The sequence below is a fragment of the Actinosynnema sp. CA-299493 genome (assembly GCF_050946825.1).
In the GTDB taxonomy this organism is placed as follows: Bacteria; Actinomycetota; Actinomycetes; order Mycobacteriales; family Pseudonocardiaceae; genus Actinosynnema.
The window spans coordinates 2,120,216-2,134,177 of sequence record NZ_CP191993.1 but is presented as its reverse complement, the minus strand read 5'-3'; the positions used below and the strand labels follow the sequence as shown (position 1 = coordinate 2,134,177).

The window sequence follows — 13,962 nt, the reverse complement described above, 5'->3', positions numbered from 1 at the left end:
CCGCGGCCCCGACCCGTTGGGAGCCAACGATGAGCGAACCAGAACCGCCCACCCGCGCCGGCGCCGCGCGCGACCTCGCCCGCGTCGTGGCGGCCAAGCTCGCGCACGCCGCCGCGGTGATCTTCGCGGCCTACTCCGCGTCCTTCTTCCTGCTGTTCGTGCTGCCGGGCGACGCCGTGCTGGCCCGCGTCGGCACCACCGACACCATCGGCTCGGCCGACGTCGCCGACCTCGACCTGGACCTGCTCCGGGACGAGATCGGCCTGTCCGACAGCCTGTGGACCCAGTACCTCGACGGCTTGGCCGGCCTCCTGCGCGGCGACCTCGGCCACTCGCTGATCACCGAGCAACCGGTCACGCGGCTGCTCGGCGAGGTGCTGCCGAACACGATCACGCTGGCCCTCGCGTCACTGGCGCTCTCGGTGCCGCTGGGCTTCCTGCTGGCCGTGCTCGCGGTCAACCCGCGTTCCCGGTCGGTCCGCTCGCTGGCCTCGCTGGCGCCGTCGGCCTACGTGAGCCTGCCGGTGTTCTGGGTCGGGATCCTGTTCATCTACTTCTTCTCCCTCACGCTGGGCTGGTTCCCGTCCAACGGCAGCCAGGGGTTCGCCTCGCTGGTGCTGCCCACGGCGGTGCTGGCGCTGCTCGGCGCCGCGCAGTTCGCCCAGGTGCTGATCAGCGGCCTGCGCGCCGAGCTCGGCGCCACGTACGCGGCGGTCACCGCGCCCGCCAAGGGCGCCGGCCGCTTCCACACCCTGTACCGGCACTGCCTGCGCAACGCGTCGTTCCCGTTCCTGGCGGTGTTCGGCCTGCGGGTCGGGCAGCTGCTCGGGGGCACGGTGGTGGTCGAGGTGGTGTTCTCCCGGGTCGGGCTCGGCAGGCTGATGGTCGACTCGGTCAAGGCCGTCGACCTGACCGTCGTGCTCGGCCTGGTCGTGGTGCTCGCGGTCGCCTACGTGGCCGTCAACGCCCTGGTCGACATCGGGTACGTGCTGCTCGACCCACGTCTGCGCCGCCGTGCGGCCGGCGCCGTTGCCCAGGAGGTCCGGGCGTGACCGACACCATCACCACCACCGTCGTCGAACCCGCGCCCGTGTCGCCGGGCGCCCCCGCCCCGGTCCGAGGGCCGCGCCGGCGGCGGGTCCGCGAGCTGCACGTACTGCTGGCACTGTTCGCGTTCCTGGTGCTCGTCGCCGTCTTCCCGGAGCTGGTGACCTGGCACGACCCGTACGAACTCGACGGGCTGCCGTTCACCGCGCCCGGCGGCGACTTCTGGTTCGGCACCGACGAGATCGGCCGCGACCTGTTCTCCCGGGTGGTGCACGGCCTGCGGATCTCGCTGTTCTCCTCGGTGCTCGCGGTCGCGGTGGCGCTGGCCGGCGGCGTCGTGGTCGGCGTGCTGTCCGGGCTGCGCCCCGGCGGCCTGCTCGACCGCGGGCTCGGCATCCTCACCGAGGCGGTCATGGCCATCCCCGGTGTGCTGCTCGCCCTCGCGGTGATCACCACCTACGGGCGCGGCGCGTTCGTGGCGGCGATCGCCATCGGCGTCGGCGAGGCGACCGGTTTCGCCCGGCTGATCCGCGGCTGCGTGGTCCGGTCCGGCACGCTGACCTACGTCGAAGCGGCCCGCACCTGCGGCGCCGGGCCGTTGCGGGTGATCACCCGGCACGTGATCCCCAGCATCCTGCACCCCGTGCTGTCCTACACCGCGCTGCACTTCGGCCTGGCCATGCTGGCGATCGGCTCGCTGAGCTACCTCGGCTTCGGCGAGGCCCCGCCGTCGGCGGAGTGGGGCGTGCTGATCGCGGGCGGCCAGAAGTACCTGGCGCACGCCTGGTGGGTCGCCATCGTCCCCGGCCTGGCGCTGACCTCCGTGGTCGTGCTGCTCAGCCGCATCGCCTACCTGTTCCAGGAGGACCGCGCATGACACCGCTCGTCCGCATCACCGACCTCACCGTCACCTACCGGCACGCGCGCGACGGCGCCGTGGGCACCGCCCTGGACTCGGTCTCCCTGGACATCCCCGAGGGCCAGGTGACCGCGGTGATCGGCGAGTCCGGCTCGGGCAAGAGCACCCTCGCGCACGCCGTCGTGCGCCTGTTGCCGCACAACGGGCACATCGCCGGCGGTCGCGTCGAGTTCGCGGGCGAGGACGTGCTCCGGCGCGGCGACAAGGACTTCCGGGAGCTGCGCGGCAGGCACATCGGGTTCGTGCCGCAGGACCCGATCGCCTCGCTCAACCCGACCAAGACGGTCGGCGCGCAGCTGCGCGAGGCGTTCACGCTGGCCCGGTCCACCCTGTCACCGGACGAGGTCGCCACCCGCATCCGGCAGGACCTGCTCGACCTGGGCTTCGACGACCCGGACGCGCTGACGGCGCGCTACCCGCACGAGCTGTCCGGCGGCATGCGCCAACGGGTGCTGGTGGCCATCGCGTTCTCGCAGCGACCCGCCCTGGTGATCGCCGACGAGCCGACGAGCGCACTGGACGCGCTGGTCGGCCGAGAGGTGCTGCGCGCCATCCACACCGCACGCGCCAAGCACGGCACCACGGTCGTGCTCATCACCCACGACCTCGCCCTGGCCAGCCGCAACGCCCAGACCGCGGTCGTGCTGCACCGCGGCGAGGTGGTCGAGGCCGGCCCGATCGAGGACGTCTTCGCCGACCCGGCGCACGACTACACCCGCACCCTGCTGGCCAGTTCCGCCCGGGTGTCGGGTGGCCGCGTGCTCAGCATCGCGGAGGCCCACGCGCGGCGGCCGAACCAGGCGACGGCGGGTGAGCCCACCGCGCCGCCGGCGATCGAGCTGGTGTCGGTGGCCAAGCGGTTCGGCACCGCGAGGCGCGGCACCCAGGCCGTGGACGACGTCTCGCTCGTCGTGCCACGCGGCACGACGTTCGCGCTGGTCGGCGAGTCCGGCTCGGGCAAGACGACCACCAGCAGGCTGATCCTCGGCCTGGAACGCCCCGACCGCGGCTCGGTGCGGGTGCTCGGCCGCGACGTGCCCGCGCTGCGCCGCGCCGAACTGCGGGCGCTGCGCCGCGACGTGCAGGTGGTGTACCAGAGCCCGTTCGAGTCGCTGAACCCCCGGCTGTCCCTGCGCGACATCATCAGCGAGCCGCTGGACTCCTTCCGGACCGGCACCCGCGCCGAACGCCACGCCCGCCTGCGCGAACTCCTCGACCTGGTCCGCCTGCCGCGGTCCTACGAGGACCGCAAACCGGCCGAGCTGTCGGGCGGCCAACGACAACGCGTCGCCATCGCCAGGGCACTGGCGCCGCGCCCCGAGCTGCTCGTCCTGGACGAGCCGGTGTCCGCTTTGGACGCCACGGTCCAGGCCCGCGTGCTCGACCTGCTCGTCGAACTCCAGCGCGAGCTGAACCTGACCTACTTCCTGGTCACCCACGACCTGGCGGTGGTCGCGGACGTCGCACGGCACGTGGCGGTCATGCGCGCCGGGCGCATCGTGGAGCACGGGCCGACCTCGGAGGTGGTCCTGGCGCCGCGGCACCACTACACGCAGGCGCTGCTGGCCGGGTGACCCCCACCCCGGCCGGCCGCGGTCAACCGACCGGGGCGGGCACCACCGCGCGGATGTCCACGTCCAGCACGGTCGACACGGCGGGCAGCACCCGGCAGCCCGCGCGGTACTGCTCCAGCAGCAGCTCGACCTCCGGCTCGGCCAACCCGTCCACCAGCACCTCGACCAGCACCCGGCCCACCTTGAGCCGGTTCGGGGTGTAGCGGGACGTGCGCGCGCGCACGTTCACCGCCCGCGTGCCGGGGTTGTCCGCGTCGGGGTCGCCGTCGGTGCGCAGCACGTTGAGGAGGTTGACCACGAGCGCGGAGACCAGCAGGTCGAGCGGTCCGGGGGCCTTGCCGGGGCCACCCGAAGCCACCGAGCCGTCGGCGAGGAGCTCGAACGCCGGACCGCGCACGGCGAAGCGCCCGCCGACGTCGGTCGTGCAGCCGGTGATGGCGCTGATGTAGTCGTAGCCGGTCATCTGCCCTCCGAGAGCGCGAGGTCGCGCGTCCAGTGTGCGCCAAGCACCCCTTCGGACCGGAGCCGTACCGCTATTTGGACACCGCGGACCCCGTCACCGCTTGGCCAGCTCCGCGGCGAAGATCACCGAGGCCTTCTTCAGCACCTCGATCTCCTCCTCCATCGTGCCGATCCGGACGTGCGCGGACTCCAGTTCCGCCTCCAGCTCGGCGATGCGCGCGAGCAACCGCTCCCGCGGCGCCTGCCGCAGCCTGACCGCCTCGCCCACGCTGAACATCCCGTCGTCCAGCCGTTTCACCCAGATCCGCAGGGACTGCTCGCCGACCTCGAACTCCTCGGCCACCTCGCGCAGGATCGACCGGTTGCCCGGCTCCGCCTGGCGGCGCTCGACGACGCGGCGGACAGCGGCGTCGCGCACCTCGTCGCTGTACTTCCGCTCGAACACCATGGCCACCCTTCCGTCATCACCGGCTCGACACAGCGTAACGACTGTTCGCGCTGACCAGACCAGCCAGGGCGGGCTCGAGACCGGCGGTGGGCGGATCGACGGGCGCCGGGTGCGAGAACGCCGCACCGGCCCGTTGAGCTGCGGTGATCACGCGCCGCGGGCCGCGCGGAGGCATGATCTTCCCGCCGCACCGACAACGGCGCCGCCCGCCTGCCCGGGCACGACGAGGCCGTCCGCGTCCCGGTGCGCGCCGACTGCCTCCGCCGTCACAGGTCGGGGAACCCGGCCCGGGAGTGCGTTATGTTGGCCGCTTGAAGGGTGTTGAGCAGCACAGCATCCCGGTTCCCAGCTCCGCCCGGTCTCGTGACCGTCGTGCGGGGCGCGGCCTGTCGAGGGGTGCACCGATGACACATGACCAGGACGTCTCCGTCCGCGCACTGGCTTCCGAGTTGGTCCGGATGGGCAGGTTGGTCGAGGACGAAGAGCACGAAGAGGTCGGGCGCCGGTTCACCGAGCACCTGGTCCGTGCCGTCCCGGGCTGTGAGCTGGCGCTCCTCGCGGTCGATCGAGGGGGCGAGGTCGACATCGCCGCGTCCACCGGTCACCCGCCGCCCGACCTCGCCGCCGCCGGGGGCGACCCGGTCCGCGAGGTGCTGCGCTACCGCGAGCCGCGCCGCCTGGGCGACACCGCGCAGGACCACCGCTGGCCGCTGTTCGCCGCACGCCTCGCCGAGGACGGCCACCGCAGCTGCCTCGTGCTGCCCGTGCCCACCCAGCACTCCCCCACCGCCGCGGCGGTGCTGCTGTCGCGGGAACCGCACCGGTTCAACGACCACTCCTACGACATCATCCTGCTGATCGCCCTGCACGCCGGCGTCGCCCTGGACAACATCGAGGTGCTGCACCACAGCAGGCAACTGGTGCGGCACCTGACCACGGCGCTCGACACCCGCCACACCATCGGCCTGGCCCAGGGCCTGCTGATGCGGCACTTCGCCCACGACACCGACCGGAGCTTCACGCAGCTGCGGCAGGCGTCCCAGCGCACCAACCGCAAGCTGCGCGACATCGCCCACGACCTCGTGGCCGCCCACGAGTGCGGCGAGTTCGACGGAGTGCTGGCCCGTCACCGCATCACCGGCCTCGACGGCGTCCCGCTCTGACCGCTGTCGTCCCGTCAGGTGAACTCACTTCCCGGCCGGTCCGCCGAGGTTGGAGTTTCACCGAATGGCGTCGTACCGTGGTGGTGCCCGGTGACGTCGCGGGCTGTTCGCGGAACGTCCTCCCGGGTTCAACAGCGTGCTCGGACGAGCGTTCCCGCCGTCACAAGGCGAAGGGTGGTCCCCTCAGGTGGACGACCGACTCATCGACATCGGCCCGTGGGTCGACATCGCGCACACCGAGCAGGACGGGGTGCTGGTCACCAGCGTGAGCGGCGAGGTGGACCACGGCAGCGTCGAGGTGATCAGCGCGGAGCTGATCGCCCGGTTGGACCGGCGGCCCGTCGGCCTGGTGGTCGATCTGGAAGGCGTGGAGTTCTTCGGTTCGCTGGGCGTGACGGCGATGCTGGAGGCACGCGAGCGGGCGGCCCGGTTGGGCGTCGGGTTCGCCGTGGCGGCGGGTCGGCGTCCGGTCCTCAGGACGTTGCAGGTCACCGGGACGGTGGAGGTGCTGCGGGTGCGCCCGACGCTGCGGGAAGCCCTGGACATCGCCCGATCAGCCGCGTAGGCGGTGGCGCCCGGAGGCGGCACTCGTGGCCGGGCCGGACTCCCGACCGCGGCGACAGCGCGTCGGAAGCGATCACGTCGACCACCCCGGAACTCGGATCACGAGGTCTGCCGCAGACGTGTTTGAGGCAGACCCGAGGGGTAACCAAGCCTCGCCGTGCCCACGCGTGCGGGTACGGCGGGACCGCGAAAGTGGTGGGCCAGGCTCGACGCGGTGTCGTTGAGCAGACAGCGCCCACGGCGGTCTGGTTGCGCGGTGCGGGTCGGACCTGGGCGCGACCCGGCCTGATCCGCACCGCGCCCGATCCCCGCCTGCCACCCCGATCCCCACCTGCCACCGAGGCCACGCCGGATCGACGCGGCGGTTCCGCCCAGGTCGAGTCGGTTGACAGCTGCGGCTAATGGCATTAGCTTATGGGCTACAGTCATTAGCTGACAGGGGATGGATCATGACGCGGTTCCTGGAGCTCGATGGCGGCCGGCTCGCCTACGACGTGATCGGCGACGGGCCGCTGATCGTGCTGGCCCACGGCATGGGCGACAACCGGGCCGCCTACCGCGAGGTGGCCGGCCGACTGGCCGACGCCGGGTACCGGGTCGCCACCGTGGACCAGCGCGGCCACGGCGAGTCCAGCACCGGTTGGGCCTCCTACAGCCGCACCGACTCGGCGGCCGACCTGCTCGCCGTGGTCCGGCACCTGGGCGGTCCGGCCGTGCTCGTGGGCCACTCGTTCACCGGCGGTTCCGTCACCATCGCGGCCGCGCTGGAGCCCGAGTCGGTCAGCGCCATCGTGCAGATCAGCCCGTTCACCCGGGCGCAGAAGGTCGACTTCCGCGGTGTGCTCGCCAATCCCCGCTACCGCAAGGGAATGGCGCTGCTCATGGGCGCGGGGGTGTTCCGCAGCGTCGGGCTGTGGAAGCGCTACCTCGACCACGCCTACCCCGGCGCCAAGCCGGCGGGTTTCGACGGGCACGTCGCCGCGCTCGACGCCGACCTCCGCAGGCCCGGCCGGATGGCGGTGGTGAGCAGCATGGGCATGTCCGCGCCCACCGACGCGGGCGCCCGGCTCGGCGACATCCGCTGCCCCGCGCTGGTCGTCGAGGGCTCGCTGGACCCCGACTGGACCGATGCCCGCGCCGAGGGCGAGGGCATCGTGGCGGCCATGCCGCCGGGACTGGGCCGGGTCGAGGTGATCGAGGGCGCGGGCCACTACCCGCACGTGCAGTTCCCGACCGAGGTCGCCGCAGCGGTCCTGGCCTTCCTCGGGGCGGACACCCGTGGCTAGGGCGGCGCTGTCCGCGAACGCGGTGGTCGACGTGGCGCTGCGCCTGGTCGACGAGGAAGGCCCCGCCGCGCTGACCTTGGCGGCAGTGGCCTCCCGCGCGGGCGTCGCCACGCCGTCGCTCTACAAGCACGTCCGCAACCTGGCCGAGCTGCGCGCGCTCATGTCGGTGCAGGTCATCGACGACCTGGCCGAGCGGATCGGTGGCGCGGTGCTCGGCCGAGCCGCCGACGAGGCGATCCGCGCGCTCATGACGACCTGGCGCGAGTACGTGGTGGAGCACCCGCACCGCTACGCCGCGCTCGTCCAGACGCCCGAGCCGATGGTGGCGCGGGCCGGGCAGCGGCTGATCGACATCATGCTGGCCGCCCTGCGCGCGTACGGCCTGGAGGACGCCGAAGCCATCCACGCGACCCGCTGCCTGCGCGCGGCCATGCACGGCTTCGCGGTGCTGCAAGCGGAGAACGCGTTCCAACTGCCCGAAAAGCTGGACGAGACCTACGACCTGCTGATCCACATGGTGGTCACCGGTCTCCGGACACCCCTCCAGCGCACGTGAACCCACCCACCAGGAGCTCCCCGGCTACCGGCACGCGGTTCTGGAGGATCAGCGTGTTGCGCGGTCCCTCGTCCGTCACGCGGACGGGCTCCTCGATCGGCTTCGGCCAGAACGCGCACGCCCGGATGTCGGCGGGCATCCCCGCGGTGAGCGGCCAGGCCGCGCGGTCCTCGGCAGTGCGACCGCGCCGCTGCGGATTCCCCTTGGTGTGGACACTTTTCCGTAGTCCTCACGGGGGACAACGGCCGTCGGTCATCCCACCGGAAAACGCACCATCACCGGAAAGCGCAGCTGAAGGACTCCGCGTCGGTCGCCACGATGCCGTTCGCCGGATCGGTGCCCTTCTTCGCCCGGTTCCCGATCGTGGCCGGCCGGCGAAGTACTGAACCCGCGGCCCTCGACGGCGCATCGCCCGGAGGTTCTTCCGCTCAGCAGAACTCGACGCCGGTCGGTCCGGGACAGGCCGCGAGCGCCCAGGCGTAGGACTCGAACTGGCCGATCGTGCCGGCCACCGAGACGACGACGGTCGCCGTGACGTAGCGGTCGGCCCGGGTGGTGTTCACCGTCACGGCGCAGGTGGACGACGTGGACGTGCAGGTCGACGGCAGCGGTGCGCCGCTCAGCGACCAGGAGTAGGTGGCTCCCGGAGTCGGCGACTGCACCCGGAAGGCGATGGTGGAGCTGTACGACGGACGCGGAGAGGCGCAGGAGTTGCTGTAGACGGGCGGATAGGTCCAATAGGGGTAGACCGTGCATTCGAGCCCGCCGGCCTGGACTCCGACCGGTGAACCGGCCACCCGGTCGGGTTCGGCCCGAGCCGTCGCGGGCAGGACGACGAGCAGCAGGACACCGATGACGGCCGCGAGGGCACGGGACAGTCTTCGCACGAGTTCGACCCCTTCGGATGAGGCGATCCGGTGTGGCGGTGACCAGCATCACCGGTCCCGGCCATCCGCGACATCGACCGAACGGTGCGACCTGCGGATCGGACTCGGTCTCCGGGCTGCGATGGTCGCGCACCATGGCCGCAGTGCCACGTCGGTGAGCACGAGGTCCCGGCACCGATCAGGCGACCAGCGGTGAAGCCGAACGCGCGGGGGAGGCATCCGGCGGGAGGGAAGGGTCCGGCCGGCCGGCGCGGGCCGGCGAGGAGACGCCGAGCGGCGTGGACAGGCTCACCCACCCGCACTGCTGCCTCCCGGCGAACCACAGGCGCACCGCGGGCTCGAACACCTGCCCGGCGCCGCCGTCGTAGTGGTGGCGGATCACGGAGTGGCGGATGTCGTCGGAGACCACCAGGACGAGCGGCGCCGACGCCTGGCGCAGCCCCGCCTTCACCTTCGGCGCGCTCACCAGGCGGAAAGCCAGGTCGACCGCCTCGCCGAACACGCCGTAGCGGTCGTAGTGCACCTCACCGGCGTGTATCGCGACCCGCAACCTGAACCTGTCGTCGGGCCGGTTCCCGTTGTGCGCGGCGAGAAGCCCGGCCAGCGTCGGCGCGAAGGTGTGCAGCAGCAACGTCTTGGGCACGTCATCCGAAGGGCGCACCAGCGCCATGAGCCCGTCTCCCCGGTCGAAGAACGGGTCCAGGCACCGCTCCCCGATGCCGCTGGCCCGGAACGCGTCGCCGATCAGCTCGTACATCGACCGCCGGAGCCTGGCTCGTGCGGTGTTCGTCCGCGACGTCGAGTCCTCGACGTCCACGACGACCACGGTCCTGTGCACGGGTGTGACAACCTCGTCGAGCATCGGCCCAACCTCCTCGCGGTGCGATCCGCGATCACGGTCCCGGATCGTTCGACTCGTCACCGCCGGAGCGTAGTAATCCTTTTCGGGTGCCCTCCCCGTCGCGAACCGGGTCAGATCGCCGGGAGTCGGTCCTCCACCGCCCGCGCGAGCGCGATCGCGCCGGTGCACATGCTCTCGGTGCGGTGGACTCGTCCGAGGTCTCCAGGGTGACCGTGGCCGTCTCCACCCACTCGTCGTGGATGGCGGTGTCCTTGTCGTAGCCGCGGCGCGGGAGGTCGACCTCACAGCCCTCGTCCCCGTCGCCGGAGGTGATCAGGTCCACGGTCGCCGTGCTCGCCCCGATCCGGAGCACGGTCTCGCCCTCCTCCGGCGATTCCCGCCACTCCCGCGCGAACCCGACGGTCACCTGGAGCGGTCCGTCCTCCCAGTAGCACGTCCAGTTGCCGAAGGCGGGTTCCGCCGTGACGGCGATGCCGGCGAACGCGGTGGCGAGGTCGTCGGCCGCCAGGGTGCCGCAGGCGTCGACGTGGGCCAGCGACCAGGAGGGGAAGGGCTCGGTGCGACGCGGGATCGGCCCCCGGCCGAGCCGGGCCAGGGCGGCACTCGCCACCGCGTCGGCCATGGCGCACACCTCGCTGGGGTGCCCGCCCTGGTTGCGCGCCGTGATCAGGACTTCGTTGCCGTCCGCCAACGGGATCGGCCGTCGACACACCCCGTCCCGTTCGGGCTCCAGCCTGATCGGCCCGAGCTCACCGGGGGTGTGGGGCTGAACCTCGTACTCGGGGGGATCGAGGATCTCCAGCCGCACTTCCGCGATGTTGTCCTCGCGGCTGTCGAGCCTGAGCACCAGGCCGCACTGGTTGAACCCGCCGTACTCGGAATCGACCTGGACCGGGTTCTCGCCGAACCGGAACATCGTCGCCGGATCGAGCAGTGCGCACGGGTCCGCGGTGCGCTTGTCCCCGACCGTGCCGCGGTCCGACGGGTGGGACCGGTCGGCGGTGAAGTAGACCACCGACCCCACCGCGAGCCCCACCACCACGACCGCCGCCACCGTCAGCCTCAGCGCGCGCCGGCCGGGCCATCGCCGACCGCTCACGATCGGCGGTACCGGATCGGACAGCGGTGTCGGGTCGGACAGCGGTGCCGGCGGAATCGTGACCCCCGCGACGGCTTCGAGCAGCTCCTTGGCTTCCACCGCGCTCGGGCGTTCGGCGGGGTCGTGCCGCAGCAGCCGGGCCAGCACCGGAGCCAGTGCCCCGAGGTCCTCCGTGCCGTCCTGCTCCCCCGTCATCACCCGGCCCCACCCCCGGACCTCGTCTCCGGACCGGAGCGGTGGGTGGCCCAGCACCGCGGTGAACAGCGCCGCGCCCAGGGAGAACACATCCGACGACGCCCGCGCCTCACCACCGGCTGCCACCTCGGGCGCCAGGTAGGCGGGTGTGCCGGCGATCTGCGCGTCCCCGGTGAGGGTCACCTCGGCCCACCGCGCGATACCGAGGTCCGTCAGCTTCGCGGTGTCGTCCTCCGCGAGGAGGATGTTGCCCGGCGTGACGTCCCGGTGGACCATCCCGCGCTCGTGCATCGCCGCCAACGCGGCGGCGATCTGCGCGCCCAGCCGTGCCGCGGCTTCCGGCACGAGCGGGCCGTCCACCTGGAGCACCGCCGACAGGCTGCGCGCGTGCAGGTACTCCATCACCAGCCACCGGTCGCCCGCGTCGACCACCACGTCGAACACCGTGACCACGTGGGGGTGGTGCAGGCCGGCGCCCATCCTCGCCTCACGCCTGATCTGGCCGCCGTCCCCGGTGCTGGACCGCTTGAGCGCCACCTGCCGGCCCAACTCCGTGTCGGTTGCCCGCCACACGACGCCCATGCCTCCGACGCCGATCTGCTCGTCCAACCGGTAACGGCTCGCGATCAGAGCGTTGCGGTGCACCTGTCGGAAGGTAGCAGTCACCGCCGTGCGGACGACACGTTCCGTCACCCGCTCGGAGCACTGCCGACCCCCGCCGGTCGGGACCGGTCCCCTGCCCGCCGCCCTACCGTGGCGGCACACCAGCAGCCACCGGGAGGCCCACATGCCGCTCACGCCCCTGGAGCCGATCGCCAGGCGCAGCCTGGTGCTCGGCGCCGCTCACATCGCACCCGGCGCGCTGTGCGCGCTCACGCTGGCGGGCGGCGTCACCGCGGACCCGGCGGAGGGACACCTCGTCCGGTTCGGCCGCAACCGGCCGGAGGTCGAGGTGTGCGTCGGCGAGAACGACCTGATGGTCAGCCGCCGGCACGGCCTGCTCGACCACAGGGAGGGCCGGTGGTGGGTCAGCAACACCGGACGCTCCCCGATCCGGCTGGCGGGTTCCCTCATGCTGCACCACGACGGCGAGCCGCACCCGCTGGCGACCGGCTACACGCCGCTGTTCCTGCGCGGCTCACGGGGCCGCGAGCACGTCCTCGAACTGTACGTCGCGGGCCCGTCGGGCGGTCCGCCCGCGGCCCGCCCCGGCGACGTCACCCAGCCGCCGAAGCGCTGGCGGCTCAGCCGAGACGAACGCCTGGCACTCGTCGTGCTGGGCCGGCGCTACCTCCTCCACGACCCCCACCCGTCACCGCTGTCCCGTCAGCAGGCGGCGCGGCAGCTCACCGAGCTGAACCCGGCCGACAAGTGGACGATCAAGCGCGTCGAGCACACCGTCGCCGCCGTCCGCACCCGCCTGGCCGCGAACGGCGTCTACGGCTTGCTGCGCGAGGAGGTGGGCGAGCCGGTCGGCCTGACCCTCACCGACAACCTGCTGCGCGAACTGGTCTCCTCGACCACCCTCGTCCCGCTGGACCTCGACCTCGTGGACGACTCGCGCGCACCCTGAGCAGTCGTGCGCGGACCGTGCCAGCCGTTCAGTCGCCGCGCAGGGCCGTGGAGACCTCCTTCGCCCACAGCCAGGGCTTGTCCTGGTACTGCGGGCCGTCGCTCTCGCCCGAGCGGTGGTACTCCCAGCCGAAGACGCCACCGAAACCGGGGCAGTCCTTCTTGACGGCCGCGATGACCTCCTTGAGGTCGGCCAGGCCGACGTAACCCGCGCCGTCGCAATGGCCTCGGCGGGTCACCACCCCGGCCACGATCTTCTCGGCGGGGATGCCGCTGTCGCGCACCACGGTCAAGTAACCATCCTTTGTGGACATGTCACCCCAGCCGCAGTAGAACTGGGCGTGGAAGCGCGTGATCGCCTGGCCGTGCGTTTTGTGGAGTTCCTTGTACTTGACGCAGGACAGTCCGCCTTCGTCCTGGGTCAGTTCCCTGGCACCGGGCGCCAGGGAGATCGTGAACCCGTCCCCGAAGTCCCGCCTGAGCTGGTCGATGAGTGCTCCCATCGCCTTCGTGGGATTCTCCATCTTCCGCCCCTCCGTCTCGATGTCCAGGTCGACGCCGTCGAAGTGGTACTTCTCCAGGAATCCCCGCAGCAACGGGTAGTAGCGGCCGAAATGCTTCTCGAGCCGGGTGAAAGTACCTTCCGCGGCACCGCCGACGAAGGCGTGCACCTGCGTCCGCTGAGCGCTCCGGTTCGCCTGGATCTCTTCCAGTTCCTCCCACATGGGCTTGAACTTGTCCGCCTCGGGCACGGTGTCGTTGATGGTGAGCGGGGCGTCCTTCTGGTCGTCCTGGTCGAGGTCGTTGAGGTGGACGGCGCCGAGGTTGATGTCGGTGACCCCGGCGTCATTGGTCACCAGGGCCAACGGGGAGACCAGGTGTTCGGTCTGACCGACCTTCGCGAAGTGCGTCTGGTAGTAGAGGATCGTGCGCTTGGCGTTCGTCATGGCTGTCCTGTCATTTCGGTGACGGCCGGTGCCGGCCGGTACTGGTCACGGCTACCCGACCACCCGTCGCACGCACCGGACGCCACCAACCCCACCCCATCGGGCGACCGCACCGGAAACGCGCGCCGCACCCGCACGACAGACCGTGTGATCGAATTCCGACACCTCGCAGGGCCGAGCGGGTACAGAAAGTCTCCCGGACGGCGCAAGGACGCACACCCGCAGTTCATCTTTCCGCAGTTCGCGGACGACCCGCCCGCAAACGTGCCGAGAATCGTGGCGATGTCACCCGGAATAACAGACCACTGATTGTGCCGACAGGTCGCCCTGGGTCACCCGACCCTGTTCGGGTATCCGCAGCACGGTACTTCATGCCTGGTC

At 71.9% G+C, this 13,962-nt stretch carries 14 protein-coding genes; 8 read left to right on the top strand and 6 right to left on the bottom strand.

Annotated elements, in window-relative coordinates; genetic code table 11:
• Positions 1 to 29: 29 nt before the first annotated feature.
• The 3 genes from ACQPYE_RS10320 to ACQPYE_RS10310 are packed head-to-tail and all read left to right on the top strand — an operon-like array spanning position 30 to position 3,540.
• Positions 30 to 1,052, top strand: coding sequence for an ABC transporter permease (locus ACQPYE_RS10320; protein WP_498720824.1), 1,023 nt, complete (start codon positions 30 to 32; stop codon positions 1,050 to 1,052).
• Positions 1,049 to 1,924 carry an ABC transporter permease gene (locus ACQPYE_RS10315; protein ID WP_498720823.1) on the top strand — a complete coding sequence of 292 codons (876 nt, stop codon included), beginning with the start codon at positions 1,049 to 1,051 and terminating at the stop codon, positions 1,922 to 1,924. The genes ACQPYE_RS10320 and ACQPYE_RS10315 overlap by 4 nt, the downstream gene beginning before the upstream one ends.
• Complete coding sequence (locus ACQPYE_RS10310; protein ID WP_498720822.1) at positions 1,921 to 3,540, top strand: ABC transporter ATP-binding protein; 1,620 nt, start codon at positions 1,921 to 1,923, stop codon at positions 3,538 to 3,540. The genes ACQPYE_RS10315 and ACQPYE_RS10310 overlap by 4 nt, the downstream gene beginning before the upstream one ends.
• A 22-nt stretch (positions 3,541 to 3,562) precedes the next feature.
• On the opposite strand, the gene ACQPYE_RS10305 is transcribed toward ACQPYE_RS10310, so the two are convergent.
• Entirely contained in the window at positions 3,563 to 4,003 is a 441-nt protein-coding gene (locus ACQPYE_RS10305) for a hypothetical protein (RefSeq protein WP_498720821.1), read from the bottom strand.
• Positions 4,004 to 4,096: 93 nt separating this feature from the next.
• Positions 4,097 to 4,450, bottom strand: coding sequence for a transposase (locus ACQPYE_RS10300; protein WP_498720820.1), 354 nt, complete (start codon positions 4,448 to 4,450; stop codon positions 4,097 to 4,099).
• A gap of 404 nt (positions 4,451 to 4,854) precedes the next feature.
• Here ACQPYE_RS10300 and ACQPYE_RS10295 point away from each other — a divergent pair, with 404 nt between their 5' ends.
• The 4 genes from ACQPYE_RS10295 to ACQPYE_RS10280 all read left to right on the top strand — a co-directional run bounded on the left by ACQPYE_RS10295 (position 4,855) and on the right by ACQPYE_RS10280 (position 8,019).
• Positions 4,855 to 5,613: a GAF and ANTAR domain-containing protein gene (locus ACQPYE_RS10295; RefSeq protein ID WP_498720819.1), complete on the top strand. Its 759-nt coding sequence runs from the start codon at positions 4,855 to 4,857 to the stop codon at positions 5,611 to 5,613.
• A gap of 187 nt (positions 5,614 to 5,800) precedes the next feature.
• Complete coding sequence (locus tag ACQPYE_RS10290) at positions 5,801 to 6,178, top strand: STAS domain-containing protein (RefSeq protein WP_498720818.1); 378 nt, start codon at positions 5,801 to 5,803, stop codon at positions 6,176 to 6,178.
• Positions 6,179 to 6,626: 448 nt separating this feature from the next.
• On the top strand, positions 6,627 to 7,463 hold the full coding sequence (locus ACQPYE_RS10285) for an alpha/beta fold hydrolase (RefSeq protein ID WP_498720817.1): 837 nt from the start codon (positions 6,627 to 6,629) through the stop codon (positions 7,461 to 7,463).
• Positions 7,456 to 8,019 (top strand): TetR/AcrR family transcriptional regulator, encoded by a 564-nt coding sequence (locus ACQPYE_RS10280; protein WP_498720816.1) that lies wholly within the window; start codon positions 7,456 to 7,458, stop codon positions 8,017 to 8,019. The genes ACQPYE_RS10285 and ACQPYE_RS10280 overlap by 8 nt, the downstream gene beginning before the upstream one ends.
• Positions 8,020 to 8,447: 428 nt before the next feature.
• Here the strand turns inward: ACQPYE_RS10280 and ACQPYE_RS10275 are convergent, their stop codons facing one another.
• The 3 genes from ACQPYE_RS10275 to ACQPYE_RS10265 all read right to left on the bottom strand — a co-directional run bounded on the left by ACQPYE_RS10275 (position 8,448) and on the right by ACQPYE_RS10265 (position 11,707).
• Complete coding sequence (locus ACQPYE_RS10275) at positions 8,448 to 8,906, bottom strand: hypothetical protein (protein WP_498720815.1); 459 nt, start codon at positions 8,904 to 8,906, stop codon at positions 8,448 to 8,450.
• Between the two features lie 178 nt (positions 8,907 to 9,084).
• Positions 9,085 to 9,768, bottom strand: coding sequence for a nucleotidyl cyclase domain-containing protein (locus tag ACQPYE_RS10270; protein ID WP_498720814.1), 684 nt, complete (start codon positions 9,766 to 9,768; stop codon positions 9,085 to 9,087).
• 31 nt (positions 9,769 to 9,799) lie between these two features.
• Positions 9,800 to 11,707: a serine/threonine-protein kinase gene (locus tag ACQPYE_RS10265; RefSeq protein WP_498720813.1), complete on the bottom strand. Its 1,908-nt coding sequence runs from the start codon at positions 11,705 to 11,707 to the stop codon at positions 9,800 to 9,802.
• Positions 11,708 to 11,849: 142 nt separating this feature from the next.
• Between ACQPYE_RS10265 and ACQPYE_RS10260 the strand changes: the two genes are divergently transcribed.
• Positions 11,850 to 12,635, top strand: a complete 786-nt coding sequence (locus ACQPYE_RS10260) for an FHA domain-containing protein (RefSeq protein ID WP_498720812.1) — start codon at positions 11,850 to 11,852, stop codon at positions 12,633 to 12,635.
• Positions 12,636 to 12,663: 28 nt separating this feature from the next.
• Here the strand turns inward: ACQPYE_RS10260 and ACQPYE_RS10255 are convergent, their stop codons facing one another.
• Positions 12,664 to 13,581 carry a glycosyl hydrolase family 18 protein gene (locus ACQPYE_RS10255; RefSeq protein WP_498720811.1) on the bottom strand — a complete coding sequence of 306 codons (918 nt, stop codon included), beginning with the start codon at positions 13,579 to 13,581 and terminating at the stop codon, positions 12,664 to 12,666.
• Positions 13,582 to 13,962: the final 381 nt, after the last annotated feature.

Coding starts and splice junctions, on each gene's coding strand:
- ACQPYE_RS10320 (WP_498720824.1), top strand. CDS start 30: ATGAGCGAACCAGAACCGCCCACCCGCGCCGGCGCCGCGCGCGACCTC.
- ACQPYE_RS10310 (WP_498720822.1), top strand. CDS start 1,921: ATGACACCGCTCGTCCGCATCACCGACCTCACCGTCACCTACCGGCAC.
- ACQPYE_RS10305 (WP_498720821.1), bottom strand. CDS start 4,003: ATGACCGGCTACGACTACATCAGCGCCATCACCGGCTGCACGACCGAC.
- ACQPYE_RS10300 (WP_498720820.1), bottom strand. CDS start 4,450: ATGGTGTTCGAGCGGAAGTACAGCGACGAGGTGCGCGACGCCGCTGTC.
- ACQPYE_RS10295 (WP_498720819.1), top strand. CDS start 4,855: ATGACACATGACCAGGACGTCTCCGTCCGCGCACTGGCTTCCGAGTTG.
- ACQPYE_RS10285 (WP_498720817.1), top strand. CDS start 6,627: ATGACGCGGTTCCTGGAGCTCGATGGCGGCCGGCTCGCCTACGACGTG.
- ACQPYE_RS10270 (WP_498720814.1), bottom strand. CDS start 9,768: ATGCTCGACGAGGTTGTCACACCCGTGCACAGGACCGTGGTCGTCGTG.
- ACQPYE_RS10260 (WP_498720812.1), top strand. CDS start 11,850: ATGCCGCTCACGCCCCTGGAGCCGATCGCCAGGCGCAGCCTGGTGCTC.
- ACQPYE_RS10255 (WP_498720811.1), bottom strand. CDS start 13,581: ATGACGAACGCCAAGCGCACGATCCTCTACTACCAGACGCACTTCGCG.